At 39.4% G+C, this 25240-nt stretch carries 20 protein-coding genes; 7 read left to right on the top strand and 13 right to left on the bottom strand.

Going from position 1 to position 25240, the window contains the following annotated elements; translation table 11 throughout:
* Nucleotides 1-5: 5 nt before the first annotated feature.
* Together I6E85_RS12135 and I6E85_RS12140 are read right to left on the bottom strand one after the other, a co-directional pair.
* A complete protein-coding gene (locus I6E85_RS12135; RefSeq protein ID WP_024591174.1) occupies nt 6-1313 on the bottom strand; it encodes a DASH family cryptochrome in 1308 nt (435 codons plus the stop codon).
* 119 nt (nt 1314-1432) lie between these two features.
* The gene (locus tag I6E85_RS12140) at nt 1433-3160 is read right to left on the bottom strand and encodes a DUF885 family protein (RefSeq protein ID WP_024591175.1); all 1728 of its coding nucleotides are present in this window, start codon (nt 3158-3160) and stop codon (nt 1433-1435) included.
* 228 nt (nt 3161-3388) lie between these two features.
* Between I6E85_RS12140 and I6E85_RS12145 the strand changes: the two genes are divergently transcribed.
* On the top strand, nt 3389-3976 hold the full coding sequence (locus tag I6E85_RS12145; protein ID WP_024591176.1) for a DUF4202 domain-containing protein: 588 nt from the start codon (nt 3389-3391) through the stop codon (nt 3974-3976).
* A 41-nt stretch (nt 3977-4017) separates the two neighbouring features.
* Nucleotides 4018-4536 carry a zf-TFIIB domain-containing protein gene (locus I6E85_RS12150; RefSeq protein ID WP_024591177.1) on the top strand — a complete coding sequence of 173 codons (519 nt, stop codon included), beginning with the start codon at nt 4018-4020 and terminating at the stop codon, nt 4534-4536.
* Between the two features lie 80 nt (nt 4537-4616).
* Here I6E85_RS12150 and der read toward each other — a convergent pair whose 3' ends face one another.
* The 9 genes from der to ndk all read right to left on the bottom strand — a co-directional run bounded on the left by der (nt 4617) and on the right by ndk (nt 15350).
* On the bottom strand, nt 4617-6083 hold the full coding sequence (gene der / locus I6E85_RS12155; protein WP_024591178.1) for a ribosome biogenesis GTPase Der: 1467 nt from the start codon (nt 6081-6083) through the stop codon (nt 4617-4619).
* A gap of 74 nt (nt 6084-6157) precedes the next feature.
* Nucleotides 6158-7336, bottom strand: a complete 1179-nt coding sequence (bamB, locus tag I6E85_RS12160) for an outer membrane protein assembly factor BamB (protein WP_007583433.1) — start codon at nt 7334-7336, stop codon at nt 6158-6160.
* Nucleotides 7337-7346: 10 nt separating this feature from the next.
* On the bottom strand, nt 7347-7967 hold the full coding sequence (locus tag I6E85_RS12165; RefSeq protein WP_007583431.1) for a tetratricopeptide repeat protein: 621 nt from the start codon (nt 7965-7967) through the stop codon (nt 7347-7349).
* A gap of 19 nt (nt 7968-7986) precedes the next feature.
* Complete coding sequence (gene hisS, locus I6E85_RS12170) at nt 7987-9267, bottom strand: histidine--tRNA ligase (RefSeq protein WP_024591179.1); 1281 nt, start codon at nt 9265-9267, stop codon at nt 7987-7989.
* Nucleotides 9268-9665: 398 nt separating this feature from the next.
* Nucleotides 9666-10784 (bottom strand): flavodoxin-dependent (E)-4-hydroxy-3-methylbut-2-enyl-diphosphate synthase, encoded by a 1119-nt coding sequence (gene ispG, locus I6E85_RS12175; RefSeq protein ID WP_010554970.1) that lies wholly within the window; start codon nt 10782-10784, stop codon nt 9666-9668.
* Nucleotides 10785-10789: 5 nt separating this feature from the next.
* Nucleotides 10790-11659, bottom strand: a complete 870-nt coding sequence (locus I6E85_RS12180) for a RodZ domain-containing protein (protein WP_024591180.1) — start codon at nt 11657-11659, stop codon at nt 10790-10792.
* On the bottom strand, nt 11656-13494 hold the full coding sequence (pilW, locus tag I6E85_RS12185) for a type IV pilus biogenesis/stability protein PilW (protein ID WP_024591181.1): 1839 nt from the start codon (nt 13492-13494) through the stop codon (nt 11656-11658). Before pilW ends, I6E85_RS12180 begins: the two co-directional genes overlap by 4 nt.
* A 126-nt stretch (nt 13495-13620) precedes the next feature.
* On the bottom strand, nt 13621-14751 hold the full coding sequence (locus I6E85_RS12190; protein WP_007583420.1) for a bifunctional tRNA (adenosine(37)-C2)-methyltransferase TrmG/ribosomal RNA large subunit methyltransferase RlmN: 1131 nt from the start codon (nt 14749-14751) through the stop codon (nt 13621-13623).
* Between the two features lie 167 nt (nt 14752-14918).
* Nucleotides 14919-15350: a nucleoside-diphosphate kinase gene (gene ndk, locus I6E85_RS12195; protein ID WP_007377442.1), complete on the bottom strand. Its 432-nt coding sequence runs from the start codon at nt 15348-15350 to the stop codon at nt 14919-14921.
* 279 nt (nt 15351-15629) lie between these two features.
* Between ndk and yegQ the strand changes: the two genes are divergently transcribed.
* Nucleotides 15630-17015 (top strand): tRNA 5-hydroxyuridine modification protein YegQ, encoded by a 1386-nt coding sequence (gene yegQ, locus I6E85_RS12200; protein WP_024591182.1) that lies wholly within the window; start codon nt 15630-15632, stop codon nt 17013-17015.
* A gap of 231 nt (nt 17016-17246) precedes the next feature.
* Here yegQ and I6E85_RS12205 read toward each other — a convergent pair whose 3' ends face one another.
* Nucleotides 17247-17627, bottom strand: coding sequence for a GreA/GreB family elongation factor (locus I6E85_RS12205; protein WP_101163344.1), 381 nt, complete (start codon nt 17625-17627; stop codon nt 17247-17249).
* 625 nt (nt 17628-18252) lie between these two features.
* On the opposite strand from I6E85_RS12205, the gene I6E85_RS12210 reads away from it, so the two are divergent.
* Nucleotides 18253-19125: a DMT family transporter gene (locus I6E85_RS12210; protein WP_024591184.1), complete on the top strand. Its 873-nt coding sequence runs from the start codon at nt 18253-18255 to the stop codon at nt 19123-19125.
* Between the two features lie 44 nt (nt 19126-19169).
* On the opposite strand, the gene I6E85_RS12215 is transcribed toward I6E85_RS12210, so the two are convergent.
* Nucleotides 19170-20063 carry a LysR family transcriptional regulator gene (locus I6E85_RS12215; RefSeq protein ID WP_024591185.1) on the bottom strand — a complete coding sequence of 298 codons (894 nt, stop codon included), beginning with the start codon at nt 20061-20063 and terminating at the stop codon, nt 19170-19172.
* Between the two features lie 217 nt (nt 20064-20280).
* Between I6E85_RS12215 and I6E85_RS12220 the strand changes: the two genes are divergently transcribed.
* The 3 genes from I6E85_RS12220 to I6E85_RS12230 all read left to right on the top strand — a co-directional run bounded on the left by I6E85_RS12220 (nt 20281) and on the right by I6E85_RS12230 (nt 24783).
* Entirely contained in the window at nt 20281-20529 is a 249-nt protein-coding gene (locus I6E85_RS12220; protein WP_024591186.1) for a YfhL family 4Fe-4S dicluster ferredoxin, read from the top strand.
* Nucleotides 20530-20743: 214 nt separating this feature from the next.
* Complete coding sequence (locus tag I6E85_RS12225; RefSeq protein WP_024591187.1) at nt 20744-21442, top strand: metallophosphoesterase; 699 nt, start codon at nt 20744-20746, stop codon at nt 21440-21442.
* Between the two features lie 413 nt (nt 21443-21855).
* Complete coding sequence (locus I6E85_RS12230) at nt 21856-24783, top strand: TonB-dependent receptor (RefSeq protein WP_197236973.1); 2928 nt, start codon at nt 21856-21858, stop codon at nt 24781-24783.
* The last annotated feature ends 457 nt before the right edge of the window (nt 24784-25240 follow it).

The raw sequence follows: 25240 nt of genomic DNA on the forward strand, positions 1-25240 counted from the left end.
GCGGCTTAAATTGGCCAATCAACTTCGTTTACGTTATCGAGCTGTGTGCTGGTATTTTTATTGCCTTGCCATTTATTAGTGTAAACAGCGTGCGGGTCAAACTGTAACGTTTGTTTTTCAATATTAAAGTGCCTACCACCACGCGGATCTACGCCTACACCTGCTATATATTGCCAATTACCCCAATTAGCGGCTACATCGTAATCAATAAGTTGTTGCTCAAAATAGGCTGCGCCATAACGCCAATCAAGACCAAGTTCGTTCACTAAGCAGCTCGCTGCAATTTGCCTTGCACGGTTTGATATGTAACCCGTAGCGTTTAGCTCGTTCATAATCGCATTTACTAATGGGTAGGGTGTTGAGCCATTACACCACGCAGCAAAGCGGTTTGGCATAAATGTAGTAAGGGGTTTTGTTTGCTTTTGGCCTTTAAAGCTAAACAGGCTTTTACCTGCCTTAAGTGCATGCCATTTAAAATACTCTCGCCATAGCAATTCAAATTTAATCCAGTAAGTAGACTCGTTTGTTATTTGACTATGTTCGTACGCCTCAACTGCTTTATAAACTTGCCGCGCACTTACACAACCTAAAGCAAGCCAGGTACTAAATTTTGTGGTGTTATTAAAGCCATCAAGCTCGTTTCGAGTTATTTTATAAGTACTTGGTAGTAAACCTGAAAAGTATTGCTTTAAATGTGTTTGCGCACTTTTAAACCCGCCATGCATTACGCCATTATTTGCTATACGCTCTAAAGGTTTTTTAGCGCACAAGGTTATTGGCTGAGGGAGCAAACCGTTTGGTAATGTTGAAAGTGAAATGGGGCTAGTGGCGGCCTCTACCTTTTTACGAAACGGGGTAAAGTGTTTAGGTAATTCGCTTAAATCAAACGGTAGGTCACTTTGTTTAAAGAGCGTGTCTTGCTGCGACCCTGCAAATTTAGTATTAGGGCAATGTGCTTTGAGTAAGTTTATTTGGCGTTGCTCGTACAGGCCAAATTGCTCGCTGTATACAACTTCATCAATATTTTGCTCATTAATACGCGCTTTCAAAAGCGATACAGGTTCGCCTTCAAGTACATGCAGTGTTTGCCCGCGCTCAATAAGTGCTTGTTGGAGTTCATACAAGCTTTGCATTAAAAACTGCTGTTTATGCACGCCATACGGCTTTTGTTGATAGTTATTATTTTTAAACCAGTGCGGGTTTATAACAAATACAATATCGAGCGCGCATTGCTCAGTAGCAAGTTCGCTTAAAATAGGGTTGTCGGTTAGACGTAAATCGTTTTGTAGCCAATATAAAATGCGTTTGCTCATAGGTTTACTCAGGTTTTTGTAATCATTAACTTTACGAAGCAAAAGCGGGTAGGGATTAGTTTTGAGGTTTTTAAGAGGGTTTTAAAAAGAGGCGGCAAATAATACCGCCTCCTTGAATGTTAAATAGCCGATTTTTGTTTTTCTATCCAATCGTTTATTACGTCTTCTAATACTTCCATAGGCAGCGAGCCTTGGCCTATAACGGTGTCGTGAAAGCTGCGAATATCAAACTTAGCACCTAGCTCTTTTTCGGCTTTTGCACGCAGTTCGCGTATTTTTATTTCACCCATTTTGTACGAAAGCGCTTGGCCAGGCCATGAAATATAACGATCTATTTGATCCTCCACCGCGCTTTGTGGCAATGCAGTGTGATCTGCTAAGTAGTCAATTGCCTTTTGGCGGCTCCAGCCAAATGCATGAATACCGGTATCAACAACAAGCCTCACAGCACGCCACATTTCGTAACCTAAACGACCAAAGTCGCTGTATGGGTCTTGATAAAAGCCGGCTTCTTTACCTAAACGTTCGGTGTAAAGTGCCCAACCTTCGCCAAATGCTGAGTGGCTAAGTGTGCGTCTAAACTGAGGTACATCTAACTCCATTGCAATAGCGTTTTGTAAATGGTGCCCTGGTATTGCTTCGTGTAGGCTTAGTGCTTCTAAATTATACAAAGGCTGTAGCTTAGGTGTTGAGGCTAAAAAGTAAGTACCCGGTGAGCGATTATCAGCCGGTGGCATATAAAACGCGCCACGACTCGCTGAGCCTTTTATTGTAAAGGTGTTACGCGGTAAATGATTAAAGTAGGTTGGTAATTTGCCATACATTTTTTGCGTAATAAAGGCTGTTTTTTCAAGTAAGTCTTGTGCGTCTGTTGCGTAAAATTGCTCATCGGTTGCTAAAAATTCTAAAAACTCAGCATAAGTGCCATCAAAACCTACTTTATCAATAATGCTTTGCATCTGCGCTTTAATACGCGCGACTTCTTTTAAGCCAAGCTCATGAATTTTCTTTGGTGTGGCATTGGTTGTGGTGTAGTAATTAACTGCATATTTGTAATACTCAAGCCCGCCTTTAACGCTTGCAATACCCGGCTGGGCTCTACAGTTAGGCATGTAATCGTTTTCAAAAAAGTCGTAAAAGTGCTGATAAGCAGGGACTACTTTTGAGCTGATTAAGGCCTTTGCTTTATTTTGGTATGTGGCTTTTTGCTCTGCTGTAAACGTTTTTGGTATACGTGTAAAGGGCTCGTAAAGGGCACTGTTTTCAGGTTGCTTAACAATATGCGCGCTAATGCTTTGGCTGTAATTTTCAAAGGTTTTGCAGTAATGAGTAAAGCCTGTTTTTATACCTTCTTTCATTAAATCAATATTTTGCTGATTAAAGCGAGGGTAGTCGGCAAGGCTTACTAAAAATGCGTTGTAGTCATCGGGTGTTAAAAATGCCATGTTAGCGGGGGCTTCGGCAAAATAAGTATGCCAGCCACTTAAAAAATTAACCGGAAAATACTTATCTTGAAAAAGGTAACTTTGCTGCTCGGTTTCTCGCTCATATTTAAATAAGCGGTAGTTCATTAGCTGCTCGTTGTTGAGCGTTTTTGGGTCAATGCTGGCTAAGTTTTTTAGTACGTTGTTGTTATAAGCTTGGCGCTTTGCAATGGCTTGCTCGCTCCAATTTGGCAAAGTACCGTTTGGCTTCCAGCCGTCTGGGTCGGTACGAAAAAATATTTTTTCAGCTTTTGCGTTTTGCCAATGGTTATCAATAATGGTTTTTAAATCTGCATTGCTATCGGCTGCGCTCGGCAGTGATGCTACAGCTAAGCAAATAGCTAAAATTGTTTTTTTAAACATATTATTCTCATTTTTAGCGCGTTAATTTTTATTAGTTTACGCACATGTGTCATTTTTGTTTCTAAGATAATAACAAGTTAACCTTATTAATGCGCTTAATTTCACAACCAGTACCTCTTGCTTTTACTTTTTGATTGAACAAATTTCACCGCTGAAGTGAGTGGGCCACTAGTTTATTGTTTTATCAGCGTTTAGAATGATTAAAACTAATTACAATAAAAGACCGTCATGTTTAATAAAGTAATAACGCTGATTGATGAAGCTAATAACCAAGACCCTAATACTGAGCAGCACAATGGAGAAAGTTTTCCAAAAGAGTATTTATACTCACAGCGTATGAGCGAAATGCTAACTCGCTTTAAACCTGATGCCGATGCACTCATGCAAATTGCAGTGCGTGCACAGCATATTCAGCGTTGGAAATCGCCACGTAGCGACTTTGAAATGAACAAGCAGGGTTATCATCAATGGCGTAGCGCACTTTATATTTTTCATGCGTCACTAGCCGTTGAATTAATGAAACAAGCTGGGTTTAACGATACTGACCAAAACCGTGTTTATAACGCTGTTGCTAAAAAAGATATTAAGCGCAATCCAGATAGCCAATTAGTTGAAGATGTAGCAAGTTTGGTGTTTATTGAACACTACATGCTTGGGTTTGCCAGTGCAAAACCAGATTACAATGAAGAAAAATGGATTGGTATTATTCGCCGCACATGGCAAAAAATGTCAGATGAAGCCCATGAGTTTGTACTTACAGGTAATATTACATTACCAACGCCGCTTGTTGGGCTTATTCATAAAGCGCTTGAGTAAAGTAGTGTAAGCTAGGTATTAAAATAAAAAGGATTTTTAGAATGTTTTGCCCACGTACAAATGCCTCTCTTGAGCCGTTATTAATTGGCGGTATTACTGTTTACACTTCAGTGCAAGGCGGCGTATTTTTTGATAACAGCCAAATTTTTAAATTTAGCTCGCCAGAGCTAAAGCATGGTCAGGTGTTGCTAAAGCATTTGAGTGAACATAGCGAGAGTGAACATAGCGAGAGTGAATACGATGTATCGCTACGAATTAATTGCCCAAAGTGCAAAAAAATTGTAATGATGCGCAGGTATTTTTCGCCAGTAAAGGCCGTCGAAATAGATGAATGCCCAGGCTGTGCAGGAATATGGCTTGATAGCGGCGAGCTGGCAAAAATACACGAAAACCATTTAACACCTAAAGAGCGAAAGCTATTAGCTCATGAAATGGCAACCAATCATGGCTTTATAACTATTAAATCACCTACTTCTAGGTTTACGCCAACTAATAAAAATAAAAATGCACATGAAGCCACGGTGGAGAACTTAGTGCGCTTAGCTTTGCTTGGTTTGTAACTCTTAATAACATATTAAAACAAAAACGGCGTACTAAAAAGTACGCCGTTTTTATTGTAATAAACTAACTCTTGAAAAGTTTATTTATTACGGTTTTCTTTTGCAAACGCACGTATTTTACGTTTTTGCGAAAGCGTTACTTTATTAGTACGCCCTGCAAATGGATTATCACCTTCTCTAAATTCAATTTTGATTGGGGTGCCCATAATTTTAAGTGCTTTACGGTAGTAGTTCATTAGGTAGCGTTTGTAGCTATCTGGTAAATCTTTAACTTGGTTACCGTGAATAACAATACGTGGTGGGTTATAACCACCGGCATGTGCATATTTAAGCTTAACACGACGACCACGAACAAGTGGTGGCTGATGATCGGCTTGAGCCATGTCCATAATTCGACGCAGCATTGCAGTACTTATACGTTTAGTCGCTGATTCATACGCTTCGTCAACAGACTCAAACAAATGACCAACACCTGTACCGTGTAGTGCAGATATAAAGTGTAGGCGTGCAAAGTCAATAAAGCCTAAACGGCGATCGAGCTCTGATTTAATACGATCTTTAACGTAATCGTCTAAGCCATCCCATTTGTTCACTGCAATTACCAATGAACGACCTGAGTTAAGAGCAAAGCCTAATAAGCTTAAATCTTGATCTGAAATACCATCGCGAGCATCAACAATCAATAACACAACGTTACAATCTTCGATTGCTTGAAGCGTTTTAATTACAGAGAACTTTTCAACTACGTCGCTTACTTTTTTACGCTTACGAACACCTGCGGTGTCAATTAACACATACTCTTTTTCATTTCGAGTCATCGGAATGTAGATAGAGTCACGTGTTGTACCTGGCATGTCGTATACAATTACGCGATCTTCACCCAGTATACGGTTTGTAAGCGTTGACTTACCAACGTTAGGGCGACCAATAATTGCAAGCTTTACAGGTTTGTCTGCAAATGCCTGGTGATCGGTATCGCTGTCTTCATCTTCTTCGTAAAGATTAATAAGCTCTTCGTCATCGCCTGTTACGTCTTCGTCTTGTGCAGCTAATTCAGCAATAAGCGGCTGAAGTGTTTGCTCAAGTAATAACGTAATACCACGGCCATGCGATGCAGCAATATGATGAATTTCACCTAATGATAATTGGTAAAATTCAGCACAGTTTGAATCTGCATCAATACCATCGGTTTTATTGGCAACAACAAAACACTTTTTATCTTGTTTACGCAAGTGATTAGCAATTGCTTGGTCAGCTACGGTCATACCTACACGAGCATCTACTAAAAACAGAACAATGTCAGCTTCTTCAATAGCTAGCAGAGATTGATCTGCCATTTCGATTTCGATGCCTTCTTCTGAGCCATCAATACCGCCCGTGTCTACCACGATAAATTCATAGCCATCGTAACTAGCTTGGCCATATTTTCTATCTCGTGTTAAACCTGGAAAATCGGCTACGAGTGCATCACGAGTACGTGTTAAACGGTTAAATAATGTGGATTTGCCCACATTGGGTCGCCCAACTAGAGCGATCACGGGAAGCATAAACTACCTCTTTAAAAAACAACAAAAGGCTTCGCAGTGCGAAGCCTTAAAAAAACCATATGACTATTAGTAACTTAGTTTGGTATTTTTACCATACTAACTTCACCATCACGGGTGTATAAAATTAGCTTATCGTCGGCAACAACTGGCTCAACAAAAAAGCCCGAGCTGTCAAAGTCTTCACGAGATACTAGCTCGCCAGTTTCTTTATTTAGCCAATGTAGGTTACCTTCTTGGTCGCCTAAAGCTAAGTGGCTACCTGCAACTGCAGGGCCTGTTAGGTACCAACCGCGTAGAGCGGGTTGGCTCCAACGTTCAATACCTGAATTTTTATCTAATGCGTAAATAACACCATCGCTATCTACTAAATAAATTGTTTGTGCATCCATCGCAATTTCGCGGTAGCTGCTGTACTCGCGTTTCCATACAACATTGCCAGAGCGAATATCTACAGCGGCTAAGTTTCCGTTGTAAGCTATAGCGTAAGCGTATGGACCGCTAATAAGTGGTTGAGTGTCTACGTCAACTAGGCGTTCAAATTCTGATGCGCCTTTAGCAACCGCAATTTCTGCGCTCCATGCTGAGTAACCACTGTCTGAAATTAATACGCTTAGCTTGCCTGTTTCAAGGCCTACTAATACACCACCGTTAGCAACGGTTGGCGAGCTTTGTCCGCGTAATGTTAGTGGTGGAACTTCTTGTTCAAAGCTCCAACGCTCTTCGCCTGTATCTGGGTGAAGGGCTAACAATTTACCAGAGCCTAAATTTACAAATATTAAGCCATCACCTGCTGTTGGTTTAGACAGAGATTCGCCTGGTACGTTTTTACGCCAAACTTCTTCACCAGTTTCGCGATCAAGAGCAATAATAAAGCCGTGTTCAGAACCAATATAAATTTTACCATAGGCTTGCAAAATACCACCTGATAATTTTGCATTACCGTTGTCAGCCCAAGGCCAAAACGATAAATCTTGGCGTACATCGGTTTCCCATTTTGTATCGCCATTATCAAGTGAAAGCGCTTCTACTTGGCCTTCGCGGCTAGCAACATACACAGTATCTTTGTAAACTGCGGGTGTTAAACGAGAAAAATAATGCTCTACGCCATCACCTACAGATTCTTGCCAAACAACGTCAGTTTCAAATTGGTTTACAATTTCAGGAAGTACTAGTTCATCTTCATCATCACTTGATGAACAACCCATCAATGTTGCCATACATAGGGCAAGGGCTGCTGTTGTAAATTTTTTCATGCCTAAAACCTTATGCCGCTGGGCTAGTTACTGCTAGGTCATCTAACTTAATTTGTAATAGTGGGTTACTTGTTAATCCACCCGCATCTATTGCTGCTTGGTATGCAGTACGTGCTTGATCTTTATTACCTTGCTCAGTGTAAATGTCGCCTTTAAGCTCGGCCACGTTTGCATTGAACGCTTCAGGTAATGGTGCATTTAATGTCGTTAATGCATCGTCATATTTAGTTTGCGCAATTTGAACACGTGCTAAACGTGTAATCGCAATTGCTTTTAATTCTGTATTTGGCGTATTAGACACAACCCAGCTTAGCTTTTCGCTTGCTACGTCTAGTTTTTTCGCTTCTACTGCGTCTTTTGCAGCAACGAATGCAGCAAGTGTTGCGTAGTTTGTGTCTTTATTTTCGCTAATAAACGCATCAGCTGAAGATAATACATCGTCGCTTTCAACAAGCGCTGTATATGAATCTGATGCTTTTTCAGCGGTAGTAATTTGGTTTTGGTTATATGCTTTCCAGCCATATAAGCCACCTAGGCCAACAAGTATACCTAGCGCAAGTGAAATGCCGTTTTCACGGAAAAAGCGTTTAATGGCTTCTGCTTGTTGTTCTTCTGTTGAATAAATATCCATTCTTACCTCTAATGTTCGCTTAGCCGTTAATAAGCTCAGCTAATAGCGCTTTAGCTTGTTCTAATTCTAATGTGACTTGTTCTTTACGCTCGCGCAAATACTTGATGGTCACAACGCCTTTTTCTAATTCATCTTCACCAATAATTACTGCAACAAGTGCATCGCTTTTATCAGCACGTTTTAATTGTTTTTTAAAGTTTCCGCCGCCCGCATGTACCATAACGCGTAAACCCGGTACGTCTTTACGTAGTTGCGCTGCAATTGCAGGAGCTTGAATGCTTGCTTTGTCGCCCATTGCTGCTAAATATACATCAGCATTACGACGAATGTCACCTACACACTCAAGTGCTTGTAGTAATAATACTAAGCGCTCTAGACCCATTGCAAAACCAACTGCTGGCGTTGCTTTGCCGCCAAGTTGTTCAACTAAGCCATCGTAACGTCCGCCAGCACATACAGTGCCTTGTGCACCTAAACTGTCGGTTACCCATTCAAATACAGTGCGGTTGTAGTAGTCTAAACCACGTACTAACTTTTCATTAACCGTATATGAGACGCCAGCAGCGTCTAAACGTTCACATAAATTTTCAAAATGTTCTTTTGATTCAGCATCTAAATTTTCAGACAATTTAGGTGCATCAGTTAAAATTGCTTGTACGTCTGGGTTTTTGCTATCAAGTACGCGTAATGGGTTTGAATACATACGACGTTTTGAGTCTTCATCAAGCACATCAATGTGTTGCTCAAGGTAGGCTACTAAAGCATCACGGTAATCTGCACGCGCTTCGTTAGATCCTAAAGAATTTAGCTCTAAACGAACGTGGTCAGTAATACCAAAGGCTTCCCATAGTTGCGCTGTTAATAAAATAACTTCTGCGTCTATATCTGCTGTAGCAATACCAAATGTTTCTAAACCAAATTGGTGAAACTGACGGTAACGACCTTTTTGCGGACGCTCGTGACGAAACATTGGACCCATGTACCAAAGGCGTTGTTCTTGGTTGTATAGTAAGCCATTTTGGTTGCCAGCACGTACGCATACTGCGGTGCCTTCTGGGCGAAGTGTTAATAAGTCGCCATTGCGATCGGCAAAGGTGTACATTTCTTTTTCTACTATATCGGTAACTTCACCAATAGAGCGTTTAAATAAGTCGGTTGATTCTACAATAGGAAAACGAATTTCTTGATAACCGAACGATGCTACTGTCTCGCGTAAAATGTTTTCTACTTTCTGCCAAACTTGTGTATCGCCCGGCAGACAATCGTTCATACCGCGAACTGCCTGAATTTGTTTTGCCACTGATAAATCCTAAATGCTGTTTTTTTGTGTAATGAAAAATGCTTACACAACAAGAATGCTAAAAATTGACCCGTCATTATATACCCAAATGACCCCATGATGCGAGTTTCAGTTGGAATTAAAAGCGATTTAGGCAAGGCATTGATTGAAAGTAATAGTGGTTCTATTGTTAAAATCAATAACGCAGTATAAATCGCTTTTAAACCAACCCGTTGGGTGTTTCACAGACACTTACTCTCATCGTTGTTACTTTTTAAAAGGGATTGCCATTCTTGCAAAGTAACGCCTTGATATTAAGAGCCTGTGAAACGCTGAATTCTGTATCTTGGGGTCGTTTGGGTATCCACTAGCTATAAAGGTAAACGCCAAACACCGCTGTTTGGCGCTTTATGCGGTATTTATTCGACTATTTTTATGTCAATCGGTGTTTGGTTCTGCTTTTTTTCTATAAAGTCGCGTACATAACCTTCAAGCTGGTCAACAATGTTGTTGTTATCAATGCGCGCTTTTTGGCGTTCGCCATTTATATACAAACCAGAACGACGATTTGCACCGGCAAGCCCTATATCACTCACAAGCGCTTCACCTGGTCCATTTACAACGCAACCAATTACCGAAACTGACATAGGTTCGATAATATCCTCTAAGCGCTCTTCAAGTTGGTTCATGGTGCTTACTACATCAAACTCTTGGCGTGAGCAGCTAGGGCAGGCAATAAAGTTAATTCCACGCGAACGAATGCGCAATGAATTTAAGATATCAAAGCCTACTTTAATTTCTTGTACCGGGTCGGCAGCAAGTGATACACGCAGGGTATCGCCAATACCTTCGGCAAGAAGCATACCTAAACCTACTGCAGATTTAACAGAGCCTGAGCGCATGCCGCCCGCTTCGGTAATACCTAAATGCAGTGGTTGGTCTATTTCTTTAGCGAGTAAGCGATATGCACCTACAGCTAAAAATACGTCAGACGCTTTTACTGATATTTTAAATTGGTCAAAATCAAGGCGGCGCAAGATATCTACATGGCGCATTGCTGATTCTAATAAGGCTTCTGGTGTTGGTTCGCCGTATTTTTCTTGTAAGTCGCGCTCTAGTGAACCGCCATTTACACCAATACGAATAGGAATGTTGTGCTCGCGTGCAGAATCGACCACAGCTCTTATACGCTCTTCACTACCTATATTCCCCGGGTTTATACGCAGGCAATCTACACCGTATTTTGCTACTTTTAAGGCTATACGGTAATCAAAGTGAATATCTGCAACTAGCGGAATCGTTACTTGCTCTTTTATACTTTTAAACGCTTCGGCTGCATCCATTGTTGGTACTGATACACGGACTATGTCGGCACCTGCATCTTGTATTGCCTGTATTTGTGCAACAGTTGCATCAACATCCATGGTGTCGGTGTTGGTCATTGATTGCACTGCAATAGGGGCACCATCACCAATAGGGACGTTACCTACATTGATTCGGGTGGATTTTCTGCGTTTAATTGGAGATTCTGAAAACATAGCGACTACTCTGCTAGTGGTAATGTAAATTTGGCTAAACGGTTTTGAGGAAATGCAGAAACATCTACAGGTTCACCGTTTAAAGTAATGTCTACAGCGTCATGCTTACCAAGCACAACTGAAAAAGGAGGCGTACCGCTTACGGTCATAATATAGCCTGCTTTTTTAACGCCGAATGCTATTTTTTCGCCTTCGCCGTCGTAAATTTCAACCCAACTTTCGCCATTAAAGTTCATGACAATTGTGCTGCTAGCATCTTCTTGGCTTGCATTGTTAGAAGCAATAGGAGCCGTTTCTTTAACTATTTCTGGGCTTGTTGATGTTTCACTAGACGTGCTTTGTGATTCTAATAATGATTCATCGTCAATTTCGGCTTGTTGCTGTTGCTCTGAAATACTGGGTTGAGCGGCTTGGCGCTCGCTCATTTTTGAGTTGGCAACGTTTATGTTACTCGTTTGCTCTTCAATAGGTGTCGCGTTTTGCCAAAACCATAAAGCAGATGAGCCAATAACAATCGCTAAAATTAAATAGCTAAAAAACATTAAACGGCTGTCGTTTGCTTCTTTTTCTGTACGGCGTGAAAAACTCTGCATATTAGCGGGTTTAGCCGGCTCCGGTGGGGCTGGCATCATTGCTAATATAGGTGCGCTATCTACTTTTAATTCACGGCAATAGTTTTTTATATAGCCTTTAACAAAAGTAATAGGGCCGAGTAATGTAAATTCATCATTTTCAAGGCGCTTAATTTGAAGTTCAGACAGCTTTAACGGTGCAGCAATAGTCGCTATGCTAACGTTCGCTTGTTCTCTGTGATTTTTTAATATCTGGCCTACAGTTGGCTGTTCGCTCTGTGTTTGCGTATTTTCTTCATTCATAATGTGTATGAGTCTGGATCCACTAGTAAAAGTTTGTGCCCTGGTTTTAGTGCTATATCAGGACTTAATTTATTCCATCGCATTAATTCATCAATTAATACATGCCGCTGGGTAGCTATATCGTAAAGGGAATCACCAGCTTTAATTTCGTAATAAATATTTGGATCGTTTAGGTATATTTTACTTCCATTCATTACCCGATCCGACTCTTTTAGACCATTCCATTGCAGGAGCTTTTGTAGTTTAACATTGTATCGCACCGAAATGCTAAATAGGTTTTCGCCAACAGCAATTACGTGAAATGGCACGCGTAAAGGCGATACTTTAGGGTTAAGCATTGGGATCTCTGTTTTTTGTACTGCTTCGTAACTTTTAAATTCAATATCGGCATCATTTTGATAGCTGCTATTTTCAAATACAGTTGTATTTTTAGTCGCTTCGTAGAATACCACGTCACTACTATTTTTTTGAGCGGTAACTGCAGGAACTGAATTACTATAGTTACTAGTTTGCTGCGAATTAAACTGGCCTGTTTTAGGTGCGCCAAACGAAATTATTGTTACCTCGTCATCGGCTTTAGCTGGTTGTTTTGTTGCTATAACTTCTTTTTGAGGTTCGTAAACGGACTTAGCTTTTTTAGGTGCAGCTACTACGGAATCTGCAGAGTCGTGCTCAGTAGTAAGTGCAAGCATAACAGCCGATGTATCGGTAGGGTTGCTTGGTGCGACGACTTTAGGAGCTTCTTCTTTTTGGGTTGTTACTTGTTTTGCTATTACGGTTGCTTCGTCGGCTTGCTTACTGACCGTGTTTTGTACCGCCTTAGCTTGCTTTTCTCTTACTATAACTGGATTTACATCTTGGTTATTTGCTATTGCGATCTTTTTATCTGTTTTTTGCTCGTCGTTTGTTACCAAGCTTGTTAAACCGTCTTGTGGTGAACGTTTCTTTCTGATTACTTTTATTTTTGGTTTTGAACTAACGTGCGCGCCGCTTTCGTCGTTTTTTAGTTCTTTTAACTGCGCTTTGCGGTATTTTTCTCGCAGTATTTCAAACTCATTAAAACGTGTTCTTTTCTCTTTTAATGCATAGGCTTCGTTACTGCTAGAGTAAGTTTGTAAAATAGTGCTGGAAATTTTTTCAGCCTCTTCTATTCTGCCCATTCTGTTTTTTACAAGGTAGCTAAGCATTAATGCGCGAGAAGATACTCGACCTGTGCTTTCGTAGCGTTTTAAAAGTTCACTGGCTTTGTATAAGTCACTTTTTGCGTAATACAGCGCTGCTAAACTAATTAACGTAGATGTACGCTGAGAGCTGTGATTAAGTGCCTGTTGAAAATAACTTTCTGCATTTTCGAAATCATCAAATTCAATAGCACACAAGGCTAAATTTTCGTAACTTTCGGCAACGCGAATATAACTTGGTACTTCAATGGCTTTTAAAAATTGATCAGTTGCACGATCGTATTCATCAATGCCACATAAAAACACGCCGTAGTTATTAAGCGTATTAGGGTCGTCAGGCTTTATTTCGAGTGCTTTTTGGTATGCTTTATCAGCTAGCGGGTTCTCGCCTACTTGTTGATAGTAATAAGCAAGAGAGTAATGTACTTCAGGCAGGTCAGGAGCAAATGCAGCTGCACGTTCTAAATTGTATTTGGCTTGAGAGTTATTACCCGTTTTTAAATACTGTAAGGCTAAAGCAATTCGTGTTCGTGCTGCGCCAGTATTATTAATTTTATTTTCGACGACGGGCTTATTACTGCCGTTATAACTACTTTCGCTAACACAGCCACTTAAGGCAAGTGTTGATAGTGTTATAGCAAGTATAGATCGCATTACCTTATCTCTTTATTTTTAGTCCATGGCGCCTATCTTACCTAAAACCTTTGTTGTTGCATCATTTATTTAAAAATAAACAACTTAACCACCCTACATGACTAATTCACATAGGGTGGTTACAGATTATGCTTGGTGGATATTAACGCTAATTGCGTTATCGTCACGCATTTTCTTTTTAGCTAAACGTTTAGTACGGTCAACTACATCACCTACTAACTGTCCGCAAGCAGCGTCAATATCGTCACCGCGAGTACGACGCACAATACAGGTAACGCCTGCTGCTTGTAATACTTTTGAAAAACGGTCAATACGGCTATTGCTTGAGCGCGTGTATTCATTACCCGGGAACGGGTTAAACGGAATAAGGTTGACCTTACAAGGTGTGCCTTTTAACGTTTGCACTAATGCATGCGCCTGATCGGTGCTGTCGTTAATACCGTTAAGCATCACGTATTCAACCGTTACATCTTTATTTGCTTTTGAGCCATCGATATAACGACGACACGAGGCTAAAAATTCTTCAATAGGGTACTTTTTATTAACTGGCACTAAAATGTCACGCAGTGCGTTATCGGGTGCGTGAAGTGAAATAGCCAGTGCTACGTCAATTTTCTCTTTTAGTAAATCAAGTGCAGGTACAACGCCTGAAGTACTTAATGTTACGCGGCGCTTAGATAAACCAAAGCCCCAATCGTCCATCATTAGTTCCATTGCTGGCACTACGTTTTTAAGATTAAGTAAAGGCTCGCCCATACCCATCATTACAACGTTAGTTACTGGGCGCTTTTCGCTATGACCATCAAGGCCTATATCTTTAGCTACACGCCAAACTTGACCAATAATTTCAGATACTTTTAAGTTACGGTTAAAGCCTTGTTGAGCGGTAGAACAAAAAGTACACTCAAGAGCACAACCCACTTGTGATGATACACATAACGTAGCGCGCTCTTTTTCAGGGATCCAAACGGCTTCTACTTCTTGGCCGCCTTCCAGAATAAGTGCGTACTTAATAGTACCGTCGCTTGCTTGTTGGCGCACAGTGATTTCTGGCGCTACAATTTCGCACTCAGCTTTAAGTTTTTCTTTAAGCTTTTTGTTTACGTTGCTCATATCGTCGAAGTTATCTACGCCAAAATGATAAATCCATTTCATCACCTGGTCACTACGAAACGGCTTTTCACCGAACGATGCAAATAGCTCGCGCATTGCTTCTCGGTTTAAATCTAATAAGTTAATCTTTTTTTGCTCGGTCATGAAACAACCTCAATCGGTGACGGTGGAGATAAAATTTACGAGGACGAATTGTACACAATTCACTCACTTTAATCATTAAGTAAAACATCATGAGTTTCTGATTAATACTTTACGTAATGACTAAAAAAGGGCCCGAAAGCCCTTTTCAATATGTTAACGAATTCGAATTAACGAGTACGTGAACAAAGCTCTTCGTCAGCGAAGAAGTACGCGATTTCGCGAGCAGCAGATTCAACAGCGTCAGAACCGTGAACAGCATTTTCGTCGATGCTATCAGCGTAGTCTGCACGTAAAGTACCAGCTAGTGCTTCAGCAGGGTTAGTAGCACCCATGATTTCACGGTTTTTAAGAACAGCGTTTTCGCCTTCAAGAACTGTAACCATTACTGGACCAGATGTCATGAAAGATACTAAAGCACCGAAGAAAGGACGTTCGCTATGTTCAGCGTAGAAACCTTCAGCTTTCTCTTGTGAAAGGTGAACCATTTTAGCTGCAACGATTTTAAGGCCAGCAGATTCGAAACGGTTGTAGATAGCGCCAATGTGGTTTTTAGCAACTGCATCAGGTTTTACGATTGAAAAAGTACGTTCTAAAGCCATCTTTATGCTCCAATAATTTTAAGTAAAAGTGTGAATATTAACGGGCGCGAATTATACGCGTTTTAAGTGAAAAATCCTAATTTTATTAAAAACCAGTTTGGTTGCCGTTTTGTGATCTCGATCAAACGCAAATTATTGACCGCATTTATACTGCCGCGCTTCTGTTTACTTATTTGTTAATGACTAATCTGAATTCTGCTTGGGATAGATTTATTTTTCAGAGTTTAGGTTAACTACTTATGCAACTGGCTTAAACCCAGTTTGATGTATGGAGCGCACATGTCACCCGTTATTTCTTCAATGCCTTTTATTCCTGAATTATTATGCCCCGCAGGCAGTTTAAAAAACATGCGCTACGCGTTTGCTTATGGCGCAGATGCGGTTTATGCGGGGCAGCCTCGTTATAGTTTGCGTGTGCGTAATAATGAGTTTGACCTAGACACTCTGAAAGTAGGCATTAGTGAGGCGCATGCGCAAAATAAAAAGTTTTATGTGGTGTCTAATATTGCGCCGCATAATGCCAAAGTTAAATCGTATTTACGTGATATAGAACCGGTTATTGCGATGAAACCCGATGCGCTAATTATGTCAGACCCTGGTTTAATTATGCTGGTTCGTGAAAAGTGGCCGACTATGCCGGTTCATCTATCAGTGCAGGCAAATGCAGTTAACTACGCAAGCGTGCAATTTTGGGCAAAGCAGGGAATTGAACGCGTTATTTTATCGCGGGAGCTGTCGCTCGAAGAAATAACCGAAATACGCACACTCTGCCCAGACACCGAACTTGAAGTATTTGTACATGGCGCACTGTGTATGGCGTATTCGGGGCGTTGTTTGCTCTCTGGTTACATAAATAAGCGCGATCCAAATCAAGGCACGTGTACTAATGCATGTCGTTGGGATTACGATGTAAAACCTGGTGTTGAGAACGAAACCGGCGAAATGGTGCATAAAATTGACCCCAAACAGGTGATTCCTACACTGGGTGAAGGCGCGCCAAGTAACGATGTATTTATGCTAGAGGAACAAGGCCGCCCTGGTGAGTACATGCCTGCATTCGAGGATGAGCACGGCACCTATATTATGAACTCAAAAGATTTACGCGCTGTGCAATACGTAGAGCAGTTAACAAAAATGGGTGTACATAGTTTAAAAATAGAAGGGCGTACTAAGTCATTTTATTATGTAGCGCGCACAGCACAAGTTTATCGCAAAGCAATAGACGACGCAGCTTCGGGTAAACCATTTGATACTAACTTATTTAAAACACTCGAAAATCTAGCACATCGTGGTTATACCGAAGGCTTTTTAAAACGCCATGCCCATCAAGATTATCAAAATTATGAATACGGTCATTCGGTATCAACTAAGCAGCAATTTGTGGGAGAAGTACTTGAGCGCTGCGAAAATGGATTAGTTGAAATAGACGTTAAAAATAAATTTTGTACAGGTCACTCCTTAGAGCTTATGACACCACAAGGTAACATTACTTTTAAGCTTGAATATATGGAAAACAAAAAGGGGGAAACTATTAGCGATGCTAAAGGCTCTGGTCACATTGTAAAAATACCGCTAAATGAAGGCATCAACTTAGCGCACGCTATTTTAATGCGTAATCTTGAGGAACAACAAGATACTCGTAATCCATTTAAACAAGCTGTTTAGCTACAGCTGAATATAGTTTTTTCAAAAAACTCGGGGTTATAAAAACCCCGAGTTTGCGACTTTATTTAAAATAATATTAATTATTTTTCAAGTTGCTTTAGCTTATCTCTTCGCTCTTTACGTTTTTGTTTTAATGTTTTGCTTGCATGTTTTTTAGGTTTTTCTTTACTCATTACAAATAACTCCAATTAAATATATAAAATTAATAAATAAAAATTGAAATAATTTACTCTATATTTCCTCCTTAATATTAATGGCTATTATTTCCCAAAGGTGGGATTCCCCAGCTTCTTTATATTCAATAATATGATTTATTTTATGCCCTAAAAGAGCGACCCCAAGAGGAGAGTGAAATGATACGTCACTAATAAAGTGCCTTCGTTGGCTTGGAGGCACTAAAGTTATGCGGCGCTTAAAACCGGTGGTTATATTTTTAATAACCACCGTGCTATTAATTTGTACATGCGGATTGAATTTTGACCAAGGCCGCTGTGAATACTCGACTTCTTGTAGTAAATACGCAAGCTTCAGCGGTTGTAATAGTACCGCTGCGTCTGTGAAGTTATTTTTAGACAGGAAAGATTTTTTACGCTCGAACAGAAAAGAAAGCACGGACTAATCCCCACAAAAACTAAATCGAATTTAAATATATAAAGGTACAGTGTAACTGCCGAGTGTAAGGGTTACACTCGGCTTAAATTCCGAAGGTGGTATTTGTTTTTAGCAGGTATGTGATTAAAGTAAACATATTATCCTCTTTGTTTAAATCAATCATATTGAGTTTAAAAATAAAGTCAATTGAGTTTTAGGTTAAAAATATATTGTCGATAAAATGACAGTTTAAAACTGTTTTTTATGTTTTTATAAATTCGTTTTTTTCACTAAATTGTTGTTATCTCTGTGTGTTAGTTGCTCACTATGTGATTGAAGCTAAGCGACTAAATAGTTAAATGCTATTTATGGGATCTATAGTGCCACTTATGCCTGTTTATAATATTTATAGATTAAATATACTGGTGTTGTTGTTTATTAAAGTGTAATTGTGTGGCTAGTATTTTATTATGTGAAGCCTAAGCTGCTTATTTTATAGAGTAGAAGCTAGGTATCGGGTAACGCTCTTGTAGTGGCTAGGTGCTTTACTGTTGAACCTTTATGTAATAGTCATTGCATTCAACAATGTTAAATAACCACTTTTTATTCGGGTTTATCAAAGTAAATTATAAAGGGTCTCACTTATATGTGGATAATTTTTGCATTACTCGCCACTGTTTTTTTTGGTGCGCGAGGAATAATGTACCAATGGACGTCACAAAAAAAGATTAATCGTAATCTATTATTATTCGGTGTTTTTTTTGTGGGATTTATAATTAGTGCGCTAGGTACTGTGGTGTTTGAGCACACATGGTACGGCTGGGCTGATATTACGGTTGGGCTCGCTTTAGGTTTTGGATCTTTTGCGGCTAATGGGTTTTTGCACAAAGGGTTTTCGGTTGGGAAAGCGTCTTTAATTAGCATCCTGTCGGGGTTAACGCCTTTATTTGTACTTTTATTTGCCTTTTTATTATGGCAAGAAACCTTAACTGTTATTCAATTAATCGGCTTTTTTATTATTTTTGGCGGCCTTTATATTATTCGCTACTCCAGCGATATCTCATTAAGTAATTTACAAGGCGCGCAATGGGGATTACTCGCGGCACTGTCTTTTGCATTTAATGATTTAATGGGGAAGCAATCAACGCTTCTTGAGGCTGATACGTTTGCAACTTTAACGTCTATGTTTGGTTTTGGTAGCTTTCTTTTTGCCGTTAGTTGGTTAGTAAAGCGTAAAAAAATGCTAGCAGAGCAAGGCTCTTCTCAAGCGTATTGGTCTGCCGGTAAAACATTTTCGTGCGGGTTACTTATTGGTTTAACAAATGTAGCTGGCATGGTTGCAATAATATCGGCTTTTGCTATTGGTAATACAGGGCTAGTTTCAGCGATTTCAGGTATGAATATTTTAATTATTTTGTTGTATTCACGCATCATTCTAAAAGAGTCTTTTACACGCCAAGAAGTTATAGGATTAACAACGGCATTTTTAGGTGTAATCGTACTAAGGCTTAGTTTTTAAAAGATGAATTAGCTTAATTACTTTGCTGTGAAAAGCCTACACTGCTACATTTTAGTGAAGTGTTGCAGTGTATGCTCTATAAGTAATCGCACTCGATAAGGGATTTGTTTTCTGTCGCGATAAAGCATAGAAAATGGCTGCCCTTTGCTTTGCCAATCAGGAAGAATGTGTTTAAGCTTTCCGGCTTTAATAAGTGGTAATGCTATATAATCAGGGATGTAGCTAATACCCACACCAGACTCAACTGCTTGTTTCATCATTTGAATTTCATCAACTTCTAATCGAACATGTGTGTTTGGGTTGAAGCTATATTCCTCGTTCGTGTGCTGATTTTTTAATTGCCACGGTACCAACCCAACGCACGTAATTTTTGGTTGCTCTTCTAATTGCTCAGGATGAGTGATGGATTGATAATCATAGTCAGGATGAGCACACAATACATTATGAGTAAGCTTAAGCTCCCTAATAACCCAATTATCAATGGCAGGATTTCTTACTCTAAACGCTATATCAATCCCTTCTTTTTCAATATCAATAAGGTTATTTGAAAAGCGTAAATCTAGTTGAATATCGGGATACTGCAGTAAAAAATCACAAAAAATAGCACTTAAAAAATGTTTACCCATGTAAATGGGTGCACAGATCCTAATTTTCCCTTTAGGTTGGTCTTTCTCATCACAAAGTGCTTGCTCTATACACTCTACTTCATCGAACAGTTTACGATAGCGATCGTAATATAACTCGCCAGTATGCGTAAGTGTAACTCGATGGGCATCTCGATTTAGTAACGTTAATTGCAGAGCTTGCTCTAATAAACGTATTCTACGGCTCAAAGTTGATAGTGACATATCAAGGCTTATTGATGCTTTTTTAAAGCTACCTAGTTTTACTATGGTGCAAAAGTAACGTAAATCATCGAGAGAATAATTAGCTGCCATCAGAACTACTTTATTGTTTAGGATGTAGACAATATTAACAGCGACGCTTTAAAATTTCATTAGAGAAGCCAGAAGTTTTTATTGATAAAGATCAACAAAGAAAAAGTCAATAAAATGCATAATTTAACGCTGTTAATCATATAATTTAAAATAAAGCAGTAAATGCTCTATTTTTTCATTTTTTGTTTTATAGGACTTTAATTGGAAAGGCTAAAAAGTGGCTCTACTCATAAATAGTAAATGCATTAACTGCGATATGTGTGACCCAGAGTGCCCTAATGAGGCTATTTATATGGGCGCTAAAATATACCAAATAGATGCTAGTAAATGTACTGAGTGTGTAGGGCATTATGATAAACCTACTTGTGTAAGTGTTTGCCCTATTGACTGTATAAAGCCCGATCCTAATAAGCGTGAAAGTTTAGGTGAGCTGGCTGATAAGTTTGTGCTGCTAACGAACTTATAACTTGTTCAGGTATTTTGCTAAGCCGCTTTTTACTATCGGCTAAAAACTATCTACATTACTTATTTAGCTTGTAGCTAAAGTCCGCCGTCATGCATTTTTAGTTTCAATCAAATTTTATTACCTTCATTAATTATCAATTATATTGTGTTACCTTAAGGCTTTATAAACTCAAGTATTAATCTAAGTTTTAGATTGCATTCTATAGGAGTCTATTTTGCATATAGGTATTAACGCTATTCAGGCTGTATCTTCAAAACAAGCAATATTTATTAATGATGAGTGCCGAGTATTTGTAATTGGCGATCTTGATGGTGATTTACCTGCCTTAAAAAACGCACTTAATAACGTAAATTTTAACCCTGAAAGAGATACTTTGTTTTGCCTAGGCGACTTTGTTGATCGCGGGGATAAAACATATGACTTATTTACACACTTACAAGCCATTAGGGCATGTATGATATTAGGTAATCATGAGCATTTAATGTTGGAATCATTATTAAGTAATGATAAAGCGGCTTTTAAATTATGGACTGACAATGGTGGCAATTGGCACAAGTCGGTATCGAGTGAAAAGCTCAATGTTATGTGCGATGAGTTACTAACTAAACCTCTTTCAATAGTACTTGAATATCGCGGTTATAAAGTTGGGTTGTCTCATACATTTGCACAATCGTGGGATTGGGAAAATTACCCTGATGATAAATCGGTGATTGTGCAATCTTTATTGTGGGATCGCGAAGTGGTTAAACAAAATAAGGTAGTTAAAAGTCATGGAGTCGACTTTTCAATACATGGACATAACTCAACTAAAGCACCTTTCTGGGTGGGTAATAGCTATCACATAGATACCAATTATTATGGTGGAAAGCCGACATTACTCGAGCTTTCAGAGGTTATTACTACGCTTGATTAACCAAGCGCTATTTAGCAATTGTTGCTTCTTTCAAATATCATCCGGCAGTTTTGCTTTTTAAAGTATAAACTGCTGACTACCTCATCTAATTATCCCCTTCGTTTTTTTGTATACACTTTATGATGATTTTTGCACTGTAATTATTTCATTAAGCTATTAAATACCACAAAGCCGCTCTTAGTTTGTTAATTGAGAGCGGATTTGATGTGTGGGCTGGGTTTTAACTTTCATTTAATAGGTATAAATACAGTTAAAAGAGACGTTTATTTAATTTAATATTGTTGGTTAACAAACGGTTAAGTTTGGCTGTGTAGAATTGGGAGCAATTTTTGCCATTACGTGAATAATTTGCGTAAAAGGACTAACTTCTCGCTTTAGTTTTATGAGCAGATTTAAATGGAACAGCCTCTCACATGATATTAGCAAGCATATACCCTTTCCCTTTTTCAACGTTTTGTAAGTCGTCACTTTATGTATCAATTTTTTCTGCTTTGGGTTCTACGTATGCTTTTGCAGCGCAAGAAAACAAAAACTCGCAGCACACAAAAGATATGGAAGTAATAGAAGTACGTGGTATCCGTTCAAGCATGGCCGAAAACTTAGATGTAAAACGTATGTCAGGCTCTGTGGTTGATGCAATTACCGCTGAAGATATTGGAAAATTCCCTGATAAAAACGTTGCCGACTCTCTTCAGCGTGTACCTGGTGTGGTAATTGAGCGTGACGGCGGAGAAGGTTCATCAGTCAGTATTCGTGGTTTGTCGTCGGCGCTAACTTTTACACAGCTTAATGGTAATTTTATTGCGTCTTCTCCGGGTGAACCTTCCCGTTCGTTTGATTATGCTTTGTTACCGTCTTCGATGATTGAAAGTGTAGAGGTTTATAAATCGCCAGAGGCACGCTTAGATGAAGGAGGGGTTGGTGGTACTGTATTAATGCATAGCCGAAAACCTTTGAGTATGGATGTAAACTCGGGTGTATTTAATGTAGAGAGTACTTACGCTGATGTTACAAAAGAGTATGAACCACAGTTTACGGGTTTATATTCATGGAAAAACGACAACGAAAACTTTGGTGTATTAGTTGGCTATACGTATCAGGAACGAATAAACAGGACACTTTCGGGCGGAACTGATGCAAATGTATGGCGCTACACTGGCGGTGGACAACCTACAGATATAAACGGTAACGCAGTTAATAACAATAATGGTTGGGATACTATTAATGATGCAAACGGCAACAGTTACGATGGAGTTTGGTTTCCACAAGTTGTGCGAGGTTCAGTTCTTAACGAAAAACGTGAGCGCGAAGGAATTCAAGTTAGTACACAGTGGCGACCAACAAATCGTTTAGAGCTTGGATTTAATTACTTTGGCTTTACACTCGGCCAAGACAGAACTGAATCTGTGATTGATATACCTGAGTGGTCTTTAAATTCTGATTTTTTAACTGATGTAAATCTTGATGAGTCGGGAAGTATTGTTACAGGTATGCAATACGATGCGATGGCAAGCGGTATTGAAAGTGATATGCAGTTTCCGTGGATGCGCGGCAGTTATGTACGTGAAGAATCCACCTCCGATACCTTTGATTTTAATTTAACTTATGAAGGCGATAATTTTAAAGCGCGTTTTGTTGTGGGTAATACAAAATCAGAAGGGGGGCCGGAAGAAAGCTGGGAAGCTGCATATAAAAGTTCAAACGCGGGCGAAAACGCCACTGCTATTCAAAATGCTGCTCAAATGGCAGGCTGGTCACTCAACCAAAATAATGTATCACTTAATATTGACCCTAATACACTAGCTAACTTGCAAAGTGGAATTGGAGGCGGTCGTGATGCGGGCTCTTCAAACTCAAGTTTTGTACGCAGTGAGTTAGAAGAAGATTATTACCAAGCTGATGTGGATTTTTATGTTGATTGGGGCTTTTTAAAAACAATTAGAACCGGTGTCAAATATCGTAACTCCACGCTTCATCGTGAAACTGGCAATACCTTCTTTTTAGATCCTAATTTTGATATTACTGCGGGCGAAGCAAGCGAGCAAGGTATTACGCGTTTCGACAGCTACCAATGGAATGGTGGAATGCCATTAGCTCAAAATGTATTTACTAGTGAGAGTAATATTGTTGGTGGTTTTGGTATAAACCAAATGCCAAGTATCGACTGGGATAAATATCGCGATATGGTCACTGCTAGCTATGTACCTTATACACGTATTGAAGATAACTTTGTTTACGACATTGAAGAGAAAATATCTGCTTTTTATATTCAAGGTGATTTTGAGTTTAGTGAAGTAAGAGGTAATTTGGGCGTGCGTGTTGTGCAAACAAAAACACTTACTTCATCTACTGACTTATATACCTACCAATTAGATCACACAAATGACGAAACAGGCGAGCCAGTAACTGGTGACGCACGCTTTGTAGAAGACTATCAATTAGTCACTCAAGAAAACGAAGACACTCAAATACTACCAAGCTTTAATATAGCGTGGGATGCAACTGACGATTTAGTTATTCGGGCGGCAATAGCAAAAGTAATGTCTCGTCCTGATTACAGCGATTTAGGTGCGCAGCAGCGTATTACGCTCGTATCGGATGAATGGGCAAATGATAGAGCTGCATTTAATGAACAGCCAGGTTTTAGCGGTAGTGGTGGTAATAAAAACTTGAAGCCATTTGAATCGGTGCAAGCTGATTTATCTATTGAGTATTATTATGCAAAGGGTTCTGCGGTTGGATTGGCACTTTTTCATAAGAAAGTAGATAACTTTGTTGTGCCACTGATAATTGATGTAGATCAAAACTTTGCCGGTAAAAATAATATAGTAGATGCAGGAACCATTAATATAGCTCCGTACAGTACTGTAGGTAATGGTACCGATGCAGTATCTAAAGGCGCGGAAGTATTTATCCAGCATGCGTTTGATAATGGCTTTGGTTTTTATGCAAACTACACCTATAACAAAACCAATAAAGCAGATGTAACAGTAAATGATAAAGAGTTTGGTCAATCGGCATTAATAGGCAGTGCAAAGTATCAGTACAACACCTCTGTTTATTATGAAGGTGACGCTTTTAATGTGCGCGCTTCATATAACAAACGAGGGGAGACAGTATTAGGCATTAATAGTGGGTTAAATGTATATCAAGATCCATACGAACAGGTTGATGTTAATGCATCGGTTAATTTGTATGAAGGGCTAAGCTTAACAGCTGCTGTTATTAATTTAACTAAGTCGGAATCGGTAACGCGTTTAGGTGATGATACAGATGCACGGTTACTTAATTCAAGCTATTCAGGACGACGCTATTACGCAGGCTTTAATTATAGTTTTTAATTAACGGCATACGTAATACTTTATTAAACGCCAACTAAAAAATGTAGTTGGCTTAGCCTAACAGCACCTAATATTGTAGTTTTATCTATGCAGATAGTTTAACTGCTCATATGTTGGTTGTTTAATAGGCAGAAAAAGCTCTGCAGCCCTTTATTTGTATAGCTTTCATACTAAATTCATTTAATTGTCAAAAAGCTGAAATAAAACATTGACCCCCGCTCGAATCTCCCTATAATGCGACCCCACTGAGACGGGAAACGCCGAAGCATAGCGAGGCAGCAACTACTCGAGAGTTAAATAAAACTTGAGTTTTGAATCTTCTAAAAAGAAAGTTTAAAACTAAGTGTTGACTCGAAAAATAAAGGGTGTATTATTCGCACCCCTTGAGACGCTAAAGCGACTCAAAACGTTCTTTAACAATATAAAGCAATCATCTGTGTGGGCACTCGTACAGATT

This window comes from Pseudoalteromonas sp. NZS71, assembly GCF_015864715.1.
Taxonomy (GTDB): Bacteria; Pseudomonadota; Gammaproteobacteria; order Enterobacterales; family Alteromonadaceae; genus Pseudoalteromonas; species Pseudoalteromonas arctica.